We start from the raw sequence: 12,820 nt of genomic DNA on the forward strand, positions 1-12,820 counted from the left end.
ACGGCCGTGAGCCGCCAGGCGTCAGTTCTTCGGTTTGGGACAGTTCTTCCAGGAGAAGTGGTACGTGGTCTTGATGGAACCGTCGGTCGAATCCATCGTGACGAAGCTGGTGGTCTTCTTCGGATCGGACGTGCCCACCGCGGCCCGTAGTTCCGTGTTGATGTTGAAGTTCCGGTCCTCACCGCAGGGTTTGTAGACGATGGCGCCGACTTCGATGTTGTCGGTGAACTGCCAGTTGTCCTCGAACGGGCCTTTGAGGCTGTGGGTCACATAGGACGTCGGGGAATTGCCCTGGAAGTAGTAGTTGGCCCGTTCCAGCCCGGTCGCTCCCGCGGCCAAGGACGCGAAGCCGCGGTAGTCGGTTCCCGCGATGCCGTAGGTGAATCCCTGCGGCACGTGGACGTACAAATTGAGCTGGCAGTTCTTGCGCAGATCGGTGGGTTTCGCGCCGACGCCGACCTGGGCGGTGTATTCGCTGTAGGTGACGGTGAAAGCGGTATTGTCCGGCGAGACGGAAACGGCCGCCGTACCCGGTCTGCATCCGGTTCCGTTGACCGTCACGACGTCGATGACTATTTTGTCGGACGGCAACGGGGGCGGCACCCAGGCATTCGGAGTGACGGCCGATGAGGCGAGCATTACGGCAGCAACCAGCGCGTTGAGCATGGGATCCTTCCCAAAGCTTCCACACGGCGGGAACCGGGCGGATTCGATGTCTGCGAGACGATCTGACGAAAACGGATTCGGTCACCGGACAGGGGTGACCGCCGAAAATGAGCTCGTCGAGACCGCTCGTCGCCGCCGGGCGGGCGGCGACGAGCGGTGAAGCCTTCGTTCAGGGCAGCCAAGACCCTGATCGAGCACGGGTGGGACGGCCTTCTTCCGGATCGGGAAGCAGGCCGTCACCCGGGAGCGGCTTTCAGGAGGCCGGGCAGGTCTTCCACGAGAAGTGGTAGGTGGTCCTGAACGCGCCGTCGGTCGAATCCATCGTGATGAAACTGGTGGTCTTCTTGGGATCCGACGAACCGGCGCCGACCCTCAGCTCGGTGTTCACGTTGAGGTTCCGGTCCTCGCCGCACGGCTTGTAGATGATGACGCCGCCTTCGGCCTCGTCACGGAATTGCCAGTTGTCCGAAATCGGCCCGTTGACGGGGTGACTGACGTGCGCGGTCGGGGAATTCCCCTGGAAGTAGTAATTCGCCCGCTGCAGCGCCTTGGCGCCGGATTCGAGGGAGGCGAAACCGCGGTAGTCGGCACTGGCGATACCGTAGGTGAATCCCTGCGGCACGTGGATGTTGAGGTTGAGCTGGCAGTTCTTCCTGAAGTCGGTGGGTTTCGCGCCGACGCCGACCTGGGCGGTGTATTCGCTGTAGGTCACGGTGAACGCGGAGTTGTCCTTGGCGACGGCGACCGCGGACGAACCCGGCGGGCAGCCGGAGCCGTTGACGGTGACGACATCGATGACGACGCGGTCGGGCGGCGGTCCCGGCGGCGGAGACATGCTGTTCGGCGTTATTATCGACGAGAAAAGGGATACGGCGGCGACCATTGCATTGAGCATGAGGTCCTTCCCGAAAACTTTCACACGGGGGCGGGGAACTGGGCGGACTCATGTTAGCGAAACGATCTTCACGATGCCGCCCGCCGATCGGACGCAAACGCCCCGGCAATCGGTTCATGAAATGGAATTATGGTCTGTAACCGTTTTCCGGATCCAATGAGAACACCGCCGCCCCGGAAAAACACCATTCACTTCGCACGATATGAAAAACGCGTTCGCGGATTCGCCGTTGACGATTCCGGCGAGACAGGGCGTCCCGGCGCGGCGGAGCGCGTGAGCCGGGTCACCCGGCGGTGTGAAGTCGCCGCGGACCGCATCGATCAAGAGAACAGTGACTGGACGCACCCGAACGGCGACTCCGGACAGGACTAACATCTCGGTACAAGTCGATGTCGCCTCAAGCTGGAGAACCGCAATGACCCAAGCCCCTGTCAACGTCACCGTCACCGGTGCGGCCGGCCAGATCGGCTACGCGCTGCTCTTCCGCATCGCGTCCGGTCAGCTGCTCGGCCCGGACACCCCGGTGAAGCTGCGGCTCCTGGAGATCCCGCAGGCGGTCAAGGCGGCTGAGGGCACCGCGATGGAACTCGAAGACGGCGCGTTCCCGCTGCTGTCGGGCATCGACATCTTCGACGACCCGAAGCAGGCCTTCGAGGGCGCGAACGTGGCCCTGCTGGTCGGCGCCCGTCCCCGCGCGAAGGGCATGGAGCGCGGCGACCTGCTCGAGGCCAACGGTGGCATCTTCAAGCCCCAGGGCGAGGCCATCAACGCCGGCGCGGCGAGCGACATCAAGGTCCTCGTGGTCGGCAACCCGGCCAACACCAACGCCCTCATCGCGCAGGCGCACGCGCCCGACGTCCCGGCCGACCGCTTCACCGCGATGACCCGCCTCGACCACAACCGCGCACTCGCGCAGCTGTCGAAGAAGCTGGGCGTGCCGGTGACCGAGCTGAAGAAGGTCGCGATCTGGGGCAACCACTCCGCGACCCAGTACCCCTCGATCGCGCACGCCGAGGTGTCCGGCAAGCCCGCGACCGAGGTCGTCACCGACCAGCAGTGGCTGGCCGACGACTTCATCCCCACCGTCGCCAAGCGCGGCGCGGCGATCATCGAGGCTCGCGGCCTGTCCTCCGCGGCGTCGGCCGCCTCCGCCGCGATCGACCACGTCCACACCTGGGTCAACGGCACCCCCGAGGGTGACTGGACCTCGGCGGCGGTCGTGTCCGACGGTTCCTACGGGGTCCCCGAGGGCCTGATCTCCTCGTTCCCGGTCACCGCCGCGAACGGCGAGTACAAGATCGTCCAGGGCCTGGAGATCGACGACTTCTCGCGCGCCCGCATCGACGCTTCGGTCAACGAGCTGGCCGAGGAGCGCGACGCGGTGAAGAAGCTCGGCCTCATCTGAGCCTGAACCACCTCACGAAGGCGGCCGTGTCCCCCGGGACACGGCCGCCTTTTCGCTGCCGATGATCGTGTCGAGGTTCGCGCGCGTGGTCTCCAGCTCACCGATCGCGTCGTCGATCCGGCTCCGCTGCTGCCGCAGCGCCTCGACCAGTTCCGGGCAATCCGGCGTCAGCCAGCCGTCCTCGTCGACGATGCAGGGCAGGATCTCGACGATCTGCGCGGTGTTCAGCCCGGCCGCGAGCAGGATCCTGATCCGCCGCACCGCCGCCACGTCGGCTTCCCCGTACACGCGGTAGCCGCTCGGACGCCGCTCCGGAGTGAGCAGACCCTGCTCCTCGTAATACCGCAGCGCACGCTCGCTGACGCCGGCCCGCCGCGCGAGCTCCCCGATCCGCATCCGCACTCCCGACTTGACTCTCACGTCAATGTCAAGGTTTAGCTTAGCCGCCATGACCACCGTGACCGTCCTCGGACTCGGCCCCATGGGCCACGCCCTCGCCACCGCTTTCGTCGCCGCCGGCCACCCCACCACCGTGTGGAATCGCACTCCTGGCAAGGAAAACGGCCTCGACGCCACCGTCGCCACCACCGCTGCCGAGGCGATCGAGGCGAGCCCGCTCGTGATCGTCTGCGTACGCGACTACGCCGTGGCACAGTCGATCCTCGACGCCGACGCGCTCAAAGGCCGAACGCTCGTCAACCTCAGCGGCGGATCACCACAGCAGGCCCGCGCGATGGCGACCTGGGCCGCCGACCACGGCATCGACTACCTCGACGGCGTGATCATGGCCACGACCGACGCGATCGGCGGACCGGACGCGGCCCTGTTCTTCAGCGGCCCCGCCGACGTCCACCGAACACACCGGGCCACACTGACCGCCCTCGGCGACAACGCGCAGCACGTCGGCGACTCCCCCGGCCAGGCCGCAGCCTTCGACGCGGCCCTGCAGGACATGCTCTGGACCTCCATGAGCGGGGTGATCCACATGCTCGCGCTCGCCAAGGCGGAGAACATCGGCGCCACCGAGATCGCCGCACACGCCAAGGCGCTACTCGGCTTCTTCCCCGACATGATCGACCTCCTCGCCAAGCAGGTCGACACCCAGAACTACGCCGGCGACGCCGGAACCCTCGAATCCACCGCCGCGACGATGGACCACATTCTCGACGCGATCCGTGCGCAAGGACTCGACAACGGAGTCCTCACCGCGGCGCGAACCCAAGTCGGGCAGGCGATCGACGCCGGCCACGGCTCCGACGGCTTCGCCAGGCTCGCCGCACTCTAAGACCGGAACTGCCGCGCCTTGATCCCGTACTGACCCATCTTCCGGTACAGCGTCGCCCGGCCCATCCCGAGCTTCTCCGCCGCACCGACCACGGTGGCCCCCGGCTCGGCGAGGCAGCGCACGATCTCGTCCCGCTCCATCGCCTGCAACCGGCCCAACCGATGCCCCACCCCGGAGAACACCTCCGCCGGCAGATGACGGCTGTCGATCACATCCGACCGCGACGCCGCCTCCAGCACCACCCGGCGCAGCTGCTTGGCGTTCTCCGGCCAGTCACAAGCGGCCAGCGCCCGCATCGCGGCCGGGGTGAACACCACCTCACGCCCCCGGTCGCGGCGGGCGAAGTGGTGAGCCAACGGCAGGATGTCGTCCGGCCGGAACCGCAACGCCGGCACCTCGACCACCACCTCCACCAACGGGGCGAGCGCCTCCGGAATCGCACCGGCGTCCTCCGCCGTCAGCACGAACGGCGGCGGCTCACCCTCCCGCCGAGCCTCGGCGAACAACCCGGCCAACTCCGCGGCCGCCCACGCCGGGAGCGTGTCCACCCCCGAGACGATCACACAGGTCCCGTCCTTCCCCAGCTCCGGAGTCCACAACGTCAACCACGTGTCGACGTCGTCCGGCGCCGGCGGACGCGCGTTGAGCACCCGATCCCTCGGGCACGACTCCCGCCGCGCGGCCGACGCGAGCGCCGTCTTCCCCGCCCCCGCCTCACCGACGACAGCGACCACCCGCCCACGGCGCAACGCCGAACCCACCTCACCGAGCGCGTTCGACCAGCCCGGCGACAGACTCGGCACCTCAGCCGGATCGAACCGGTCAGGCCGCACCCGGAACACCTCACCGCGCGGCGCCGGCCGCGGAGTCCGCCCCGACGCCCGTGCCAGCATCAACGCCGCCGTGTTCCCCGCCGCCGCCTGCGCCAACGCCAACAGCAACTCCGACGACTGATCCGACCACGTCGTCAGATTCACGCTCCCCGCCAACGCACCGGTCAACGGATCCAGCACCGGCACCGCCGCGCACGTGTACCCCCGCAAACCCGTGCAGTAATGCTCCGCGGCCCGCACCAACGTCGGCGCGCGATCGGCCAGCGCCAAACCCAGCCCATTGGTCCCGGCATTGCTCTCCGCGAAGTAGAACCCCGGCGCGAGATGGACCCGATCCAACGACCGCACGATCGACGCGTCCGTGCACAGCCTGCTCAGCACCAAACCCTCACTGTCGGTGATCATCAAGCTGACCGGCTCGTTCGCCAACGTCGCCTGCAAGCCGCGCAACACCTCGTTGCCGCACTCGTACAGCAGCGAACCGGTGTCCAGCGAACCGGTGAACACCGGCCGCACCTCGTCCTCCGGCGCGCCGTACCGGGCGCTGCGCTGCCAGGACGCCCGCAACCGCGGCGCGATCACCGCGTTCGCGCTCTCCACATCGACCTCCCGGGACGCCACACTGCGTTCGGACCTCCGCCAGCGTACGTCCGCGGCCACCGGCACACAGTCCCGTCGATGTCTCAAACTGAGACACCGAACACCTCCCTGACCTGCGCCGACACCCCTACCGTTCACCCCCAACGTGCCAACGGCGGTCACGAACGCGGAGGAAACCCATGTACACCAAGGACGGCGAGAGCTACTTCATCGTGGACGCGCACGTCGCGCTCTGGGACGCCCGGCCGGAGAACCAGGCCACCATCCACGGCAAGCAGTTCATCGACTGCTTCTACGACTACCACCGCAACCTCAGCCCGGAATCCGAGCTGTGGTCCTACGAGGAATACCTCTACTACGGCGGCGCGCGCCTGATGAAGGACCTCTTCGAAGACGGCTACGTCGACCACGCCATCTTCCAGCCCGCCCACCTCGGCGCCTTCTACAAGAACGGCTTCGGCCAGACGGAAGAGGCCTTCGCCCTCACCGAACGGCACCCCGACAAACTCACCTACAACCACTGCTTCGACCCACGCCTCGAACAAGCCGGCCTCGACCAGCTCCGCCGCGACGCCGAACGCTTCGGACTCAAAGGCGTCAAGCTCTACACCGCGGAATGGCGAGGCGACTCCCGCGGCTACAAACTCGACGACCCCTGGTGCCGCCGCTACCTGGAAACCTGCCTCGATCTCGGCATCCGCAACATCCACATCCACAAGGGCCCCACCATCCGCCCGCTCGACCGCGACGCCTTCGACGTCGCCGACGTGGACAAGGTCGCCACCGACTACACCGACCTCAACTTCGTCGTCGAGCACTGCGGGCTCCCCCGGCTCGAAGACTTCTGCTGGATCGCCACCCAGGAACCCAACGTCCACGCCGGGCTCGCCGTGGCGATGCCGTTCATCCACACCCGCCCGCGCTACTTCGCCCAGATCATCGGCGAACTGCTCTACTGGCTCGACGAAGACCGCATCCAGTTCTCCAGCGACTACGCGCTCTGGACCCCGAAATGGCTGGTCGAACGGTTCGTCGACTTCCAGATCCCCGAGGACATGACCGAGTACGCGCCACTGACCACCGACCAGAAGCGCAAGATCCTCGGCCTCAACGCCGCCGCGATGTACGACCTCCCCGTACCCACGGAACTCCAGGTCCAGCGCATCGAAACCCAAGCCGTCTCGGTGGCCTGACATGCGCGAACACGACGCCTACACCGCACTCCACGCCGTCTACGACCCCGAACTCGACGAACCCATCACCGACCTCGGCTTCGTCCGCTCCCTGACCATCGAGGAAACCGAGGTCACCGTCCACCTGAGGCTCCCGACGTCGTTCTGCTCACCGAACTTCGCCTACCTCATGGTCTCCGACGCCAAAGACGTCCTCACCGCGCTCGACGGCATCTCCCGGGTCCACGTCGTCCTCGACGACCACCACGACTCCGACCTCATCAACCGCGGCCTCGCCGCCGACGCCGGCTACCGCGGCACCTTCGGCGACGAAGCCGACCAGGACCTCGACGAACTCCGGCTCACCTTCCGCCGCAAAGCCTGCACCGCGGCCATGGAACGCGCCCTCACCAGGCTCCTGCGCGAAAACCCGGAAATGACCGAAGACCGGCTCCACGAGATCACCCTCGCCGACCTGCCCGAGCACCGCACCACCCACGCACTCCTACGCCGGCGGGCCGCGCTCGGCCTCGACACCGCACCGGAGTCACCGGTCCTCGTCGACGACCAAGGCAAGCCCTACCCCCGCGAAGAAATCCCGCTCAGGCTGCGCTTCGCCCGCTCCGTCCGCATCTCGATGGACGGCAACGCCCACTTCTGCCGCGGCCTGCTCCGCACCCGCTACCCGGAATCCGCCGCAGACCAGACACCCCGAACCCAGGAGGTCCACGCGTCATGAAAGCGATCCAGGTCATCGGTTACCACGAAAAGCTCCAGCTGACCGAGGTCGCCGAACCCGAACCCACCGACCCCTACGACGTCATCGTCCGCATCGGCGGCGCCGGCGTCTGCCGCACCGACCTCCACATCCTCGAAGGCCAATGGGCCGAGAAATCCGGCGTCACCCTCCCCTACACGATCGGCCACGAGAACGCCGGCTGGGTACACGCCGTCGGCAGCGCGGTCACCAACGTGAGCGAAGGCGACAAGGTCATCGTCCACCCCCTCATCACCTGCGGCCTCTGCCGCGCCTGCCGCTCCGGCGACGACGTCCACTGCGCCCGATCCCAGTTCCCCGGCATCGACACCGCGGGCGGCTACGCGGAATACCTCAAGACCTCCGCCCGCAGCGTCGTCCGCATCGACGACACCCTCGAACCCGCCGACGTCGCCGCCCTCGCCGACGCGGGCCTCACCGCCTACCACGCCGCGGCGAAAGCCGCCCGCAGGCTCCGGCCCGGCGACCGCTGCGTCGTCATCGGCGCCGGCGGCCTCGGCCACATCGGCATCCAGGTGCTCAAAGCCCTCACCGCCGCCGAACTCGTCGTCGTCGACCGCAACCCCGACGCCGTCGACCTCGCCGTCAGCATCGGCGCCGACCACGGCGTCATCGCCGACGGCACCCAGATCGACCAGGTCCTCGACCTCACCGGCGGCCAAGGCGCCGAAACCGTCATCGACTTCGTCGGCGAAGGCGGCGCCACCAAGGACGGTCTCGCCATGCTGCGCCGCGCGGGCGACTACCACGTCGTCGGCTACGGAGAGAACATCGACGTCCCCACCATCGACGTCATCTCCACCGAGATCAACCTGATCGGCAACCTCGTCGGCTCCTACACCGACCTCTGCGAACTCATGGTCCTAGCCGCACAAGGCCGCGTGAAACTCCACACCGCGCGATATCCGCTCGAAGAGTTCCAAACCGCGCTCGACGACCTCGACGCCGGACGCATCCGCGGCCGCGCGATCCTCGTCCCCTGACGGACGACTCGCTCCGAAAATGATGTCGCGAAAGCCACTTTCGGGACATCAGATGTCCCGAAAGTGGCTTTCGCGCCACTCGGCAGTCCGCCGGCGGAGAACGGCGGCCCGTGACGGTCGCCAAGGCCCGGCTGGCTCCGACCTTCCCCTCCACTCACGACACAATGGCCCCGTGCAGCTGAACGCGCTCCTCACCGGCCAACCCTCGGAAGTCCTCACCCGGACCCTCGCACTCACCCGCGCCGAGCGGAAAGCCCTCGTCCCCGAACTCCTGGCCACGTTCAAGGACAGCAGCGAGTTCATCGAGATCCGGCCCAACACCTACGGCGCCCGCAACCCGCTCAAGGGCCAGCAAGCCGCCACCGCGCTCTTGGCCGTCCTCCCCGCGAGCGACCCCCTGCTCCGCAAACTCTGGATCGCCTCACCCACGATCCTCGACCGTGTCCTGCGGGACCGGCCACTCGCCGAACGCAAGACGATCGCGCAACGCATGATCGGCCACCAAACCGCGTGGGAAGCGGTCCGCCGCATGATCCTCGACGGCGACCTCGAACCCATCCGCACACCGGAGTACCACGCCGGCTGGTTCCGCTGGGCCGGACGCTTCGGCGGCAAACCCCTGGCCGAACGGCTCAGAACCGAACCCGAAGCCCTCACCGAACTTTGGGAACTTCTCACCATCGAAGGCAACGGAGACGCCAGCTTCGCCGCCTTCGACAAGTACGTCCGCGACGAAGACAAGTGGTCCACCGCGCTGCTCGAACTCACCGAGACCGGCGAAATCGACCGCACCAGACTGCTCGACCTCACCCTCGACATCCTCGCCCGCGACTTCGCCGCCTTCCGCGCCCAGTGGTACGCCGCACTCCACGAAGCACTCGACCCCACCCCGGACGAACGCACCAAGGCACAACACCGCTACGCCCGGCTGTGCGGAAGCGGCCTCCCACGCACCGTCTCCTTCGCCGTCAAAGCACTGTCCCTTGTGGACAAACAAGGCACGCTCGACGACGAAGTCGCGCTCCAGCACCTCCCCGCCGCGGCGGCCGGACGCGGCGCCGCAACCGCCACACGCGCACTCAAACTCGCCGGCCGCATCGCCGACCGACGGCCCGAACTCGGCGAGCTCGCCCACGAAGTCTTCGAAGCGGCACTCACCCACGAAGCCTCCGACGTCCGCGCCCTCGCCATCACCCGGCTCGGCGTCACCCCCGACGAGGCACCCGCCATCGAGACCGCCGATCACCCGGAGCCCGCCCGGCCACCCTGGGACCAGCGCAAAACCCTCACCAGCCCGCTCGAGATCCCCGACACCCCGGCCGCGGTCGCGGAAGCCCTCTCCTCCCTGCTCGCCGACCCCGACCAGGCCGACCTCCTCCTGGCCGCCCTCGACGGCGCCCACCGCGTCGCGGACGAACTCCAGGACGCCCTCAAACCACTGGTGAAACGCGCCACCAGAATCGCCGACCAGCGGCACAGCGCGGCCGTGCCGAAGATGATCGCCACCCTCGTCCTCGGCCTGACCGGCCACGACGTGCCGCACCCACCCCAGGTCGACGGCTGGCGACGACCGCTCCACCACCGGGTCACCGCCTTGCTCGAAGGCACCGCCACCCCCGTCTCCGCCGCCACCCACCAAGGCGGCTGGCTCGATCCCGTCGTGTTCGTCGCCCGCATGCTCCAACACCCCGACGCGGCCGAAGACGACGTCGTCGACGCCCTCCTCCGGCTCGCCCCGGACACCAGACCCGAAGCCCTCGCACTCGCCTCCGACCTCACCGGGCCACACGCCGACAGCATCCGCTACGCACTCGGCGGACCGGCCATCGAAGAAAGCGGCTGGATCGCCCTCGCCGCCGCCCGCGCCCGGCACCCGGAATCAGCCGACCCCGCCGCCGCGCTCCGAGGGGAACCCGCGCCACCGCTCACCTGGACGGCGAAAGCCGGCCCCAGCGGCCGATACAACCTGATCACACTTGCCATCGAACCGACTCCGGAGCCGGCCACGCCGAAAGTTCCCTGGCTGGGCGTGCCGTTCGATGGTCCGGCCCCCGAATGGCTCGGCTTCACCGAATGCCACGAAGCTGTCGCCTCTCCCTACGACCGGGACCACATCGAAGCCACCGTCGCCGGAAGCCTCTTCTTCAACGACACCGAATTCGGCTATCCCGTCGAGAAGGCCGCACTACCCCCGTTTCTGGACCGCCCTTCGATCCCGGGCTTCCCGGGCACGATGCTCATCGCCACCACCCTCACCCTGAAACGCTCCACCGCCGCCCAGCTGGGCACGGACATCACGCTGACCCTTCTGGACCGGCGAATGCTCGGCCCCCGAGCACTCGGTGCGGCGCTGGGAGTGCTCGGCCGCTACCTCATCGCACCAAGGCTCGCTTCGCGGCTCTCGATCATCGCGAACGAACACCCGGTAGCCGTTCTGTCCACACTGGACACCTTGCTGCCGGAGCTGGAGCATTCGACGCGCGGAATCTTCGCGCTCCTGGAACTCGCCGCGGACCTCGTGGAACGCGGAGCGGGGACGATCAGCGCCGAAACAAAGGAGTGGCTGACGCGCTTCAAAGGCAGCTCGAAAGCGGCGAAGGCGGCGTCACGACTCCGCGGATGACAACCGGGCCGCCAGGACGTGCGAACACGGCCCTCTGCTCTCCCGATGCTTGGCCCACCACGCACAGGTGCACCCGGCAGGCGAAAGCCGGACGCGCTGCACGGAACCGGCGCGCGTGATCTCGTAGCCACCGTCCGGCAAGAGGCGGACGGCCCCGGCCGCGACGAGCTCGCGAGCCTTCGCGAGACGACCGTTCGCCGGAGCGTTCCCGCTCGGAAGTTCACGCGGGAACCATGTGCCGTCGACGACGTCGTGACCGCCACGGCCCGCCACGAGCTCCGCCGCTTCGAGCCCGGCGGCCAGCGAGTTCAGCCAGCCGCCTTCGCCCGAGAAGCCGCGGGACGGCTCCGGAGACAGCGTGACGACGAGCCGCGCCCGGTCCAGCTGGACCACCCAGGTGGCGACCTCGCTGTCCGGTCGCGTGTAGACGGTCAGCTCTCGAGCGAACCTGACGAGCGGCTCGATCACTCGCAGCCGAGGCAAGCCGGTCGCCGGGATCGAGCCGGGTCCCGGCCGCGAGGCCAACCGGAGCCCACGGCCGGACGCCACCGCCCATGACCGGCCGCCGGCGGCGGGAAGCCGCCTCAGGAAGTTCCGCGCCTCCGCCTTGCCCAGCTTCGCCTTCTCCACGGCGCCAGCCGTGAGAGCGGCGACTTCGGCGAAACCCGCCACCCAGCGGTCCGGCAGCGGCACCACGGACTCGTCGTTCTGCCCGTCCAGCGTGCGAAGGCGGATTCCCTCACCGCGAACGGTCAGGTGCAAGGGATCCTCCGCCACGACACCCGCGAGGACGGTCCGAGTCGCGTCGGACAAATCGACGTTCGTACAGCCGGCGCCGAGGTCACCGACACCCGGCAGATCGAGCCTGGCGTACAGACCGCAGCACGGGGAAAAGGCTTCCACTCGCAACGTCGTCCCGTCCGCGGTGAACACCGGATCGGACTCGGCGACGAGGCGGTTCACCATGGACGGCGGCATCCAGAACCGGGTGCGGGCGACCTTTCCCAGCACGAGCAACGCCTGCGCCGCCTGCGCTCCGGGTTCCAGGAAACCCTTGAAGAGCACCGGCGTCCGGACGTCCTCGTCGGGCTGTTCCAGCAAGACCTCGGTGATCATCGGGCAACCCTAGCCAAGACCCCCGACAGTCCTTGCCGGTCTTTTCCGGCAGGCTGAGTTGATCTTGCTCTTCGCCAGGCCGAATAGGTCGTTATACACTTTGACGGACAGTCGGGTGCGAGTGTCGACGGCGGACCCCGGCGCGGGTTTCGGGGCCCGCCGTCTACCTCCCCCACCCGGAGGCTTCACCCGTGCGAGGTGCTCCCCTCCCCTGGATTCGGCTACCGGGCAGTTCTCCAGTCGGCCCCCACGTCCGGGGCCGGGTGCTGATATTCCGCGGCCAAGCCGGGATGGGTGATCGTGGACCCGTCGCGAAAGGACATCCGCTCCTCTCGGCGGCAGGTCCGCCCTGCCGCATAGCCGATTCCCAAGCCCAGTGGCAGCAGTGCGAGTTCGGCGATCTGAATCCAGTTGGCGAACATCGGCCCTCCCCTGGTCCGGCCGGTACGATCCCTCGATTCTAT

The 12,820-nt window shown here is 68.0% G+C and carries 12 protein-coding genes; 6 read left to right on the top strand and 6 right to left on the bottom strand.

Features of this window, described 5'->3' with window-relative positions:
- Positions 1-21 precede the first annotated feature (21 nt).
- Both ACOCEP_RS32075 and ACOCEP_RS32080 read right to left on the bottom strand, forming a co-directional pair.
- Positions 22-666, bottom strand: a complete 645-nt coding sequence (locus tag ACOCEP_RS32075) for a DUF4360 domain-containing protein (RefSeq protein WP_482332910.1) — start codon at positions 664-666, stop codon at positions 22-24.
- Between the two features lie 253 nt (positions 667-919).
- The gene (locus ACOCEP_RS32080) at positions 920-1,561 is read right to left on the bottom strand and encodes a DUF4360 domain-containing protein (RefSeq protein WP_482332912.1); all 642 of its coding nucleotides are present in this window, start codon (positions 1,559-1,561) and stop codon (positions 920-922) included.
- Positions 1,562-1,976: 415 nt separating this feature from the next.
- Here ACOCEP_RS32080 and ACOCEP_RS32085 point away from each other — a divergent pair, with 415 nt between their 5' ends.
- Complete coding sequence (locus ACOCEP_RS32085) at positions 1,977-2,966, top strand: malate dehydrogenase (RefSeq protein ID WP_005159718.1); 990 nt, start codon at positions 1,977-1,979, stop codon at positions 2,964-2,966.
- A gap of 12 nt (positions 2,967-2,978) precedes the next feature.
- Here the strand turns inward: ACOCEP_RS32085 and ACOCEP_RS32090 are convergent, their stop codons facing one another.
- A complete protein-coding gene (locus tag ACOCEP_RS32090) occupies positions 2,979-3,362 on the bottom strand; it encodes a MerR family transcriptional regulator (RefSeq protein ID WP_482332914.1) in 384 nt (127 codons plus the stop codon).
- A gap of 52 nt (positions 3,363-3,414) precedes the next feature.
- On the opposite strand from ACOCEP_RS32090, the gene ACOCEP_RS32095 reads away from it, so the two are divergent.
- On the top strand, positions 3,415-4,251 hold the full coding sequence (locus ACOCEP_RS32095; protein ID WP_482332915.1) for an NAD(P)-dependent oxidoreductase: 837 nt from the start codon (positions 3,415-3,417) through the stop codon (positions 4,249-4,251).
- On the opposite strand, the gene ACOCEP_RS32100 is transcribed toward ACOCEP_RS32095, so the two are convergent.
- Entirely contained in the window at positions 4,248-5,744 is a 1,497-nt protein-coding gene (locus ACOCEP_RS32100) for an AAA-type ATPase lid domain-containing protein (RefSeq protein ID WP_482332917.1), read from the bottom strand. The genes ACOCEP_RS32095 and ACOCEP_RS32100 overlap by 4 nt on opposite strands.
- Before the next feature lie 119 nt (positions 5,745-5,863).
- Here ACOCEP_RS32100 and ACOCEP_RS32105 point away from each other — a divergent pair, with 119 nt between their 5' ends.
- The 4 genes from ACOCEP_RS32105 to ACOCEP_RS32120 all read left to right on the top strand — a co-directional run bounded on the left by ACOCEP_RS32105 (position 5,864) and on the right by ACOCEP_RS32120 (position 11,240).
- Positions 5,864-6,877 (top strand): amidohydrolase family protein, encoded by a 1,014-nt coding sequence (locus ACOCEP_RS32105; RefSeq protein WP_482332918.1) that lies wholly within the window; start codon positions 5,864-5,866, stop codon positions 6,875-6,877.
- A 1-nt stretch (position 6,878) separates the two neighbouring features.
- Complete coding sequence (locus ACOCEP_RS32110) at positions 6,879-7,595, top strand: iron-sulfur cluster assembly protein (protein WP_482332920.1); 717 nt, start codon at positions 6,879-6,881, stop codon at positions 7,593-7,595.
- On the top strand, positions 7,592-8,617 hold the full coding sequence (locus ACOCEP_RS32115; RefSeq protein WP_482332921.1) for an NAD(P)-dependent alcohol dehydrogenase: 1,026 nt from the start codon (positions 7,592-7,594) through the stop codon (positions 8,615-8,617). The genes ACOCEP_RS32110 and ACOCEP_RS32115 overlap by 4 nt, the downstream gene beginning before the upstream one ends.
- Positions 8,618-8,789: 172 nt before the next feature.
- Positions 8,790-11,240 (top strand): DUF6493 family protein, encoded by a 2,451-nt coding sequence (locus ACOCEP_RS32120; protein ID WP_482332922.1) that lies wholly within the window; start codon positions 8,790-8,792, stop codon positions 11,238-11,240.
- Here the strand turns inward: ACOCEP_RS32120 and ACOCEP_RS32125 are convergent.
- Positions 11,223-12,356 carry an SWIM zinc finger family protein gene (locus ACOCEP_RS32125; RefSeq protein ID WP_482332923.1) on the bottom strand — a complete coding sequence of 378 codons (1,134 nt, stop codon included), beginning with the start codon at positions 12,354-12,356 and terminating at the stop codon, positions 11,223-11,225. The two genes, ACOCEP_RS32120 and ACOCEP_RS32125, sit on opposite strands and share 18 nt — an antisense overlap.
- A 221-nt stretch (positions 12,357-12,577) precedes the next feature.
- Positions 12,578-12,778 carry a hypothetical protein gene (locus tag ACOCEP_RS32130; protein WP_482332925.1) on the bottom strand — a complete coding sequence of 67 codons (201 nt, stop codon included), beginning with the start codon at positions 12,776-12,778 and terminating at the stop codon, positions 12,578-12,580.
- Positions 12,779-12,820: the final 42 nt, after the last annotated feature.

The sequence above is a fragment of the Amycolatopsis sp. CA-211722 genome, assembly GCF_056828465.1.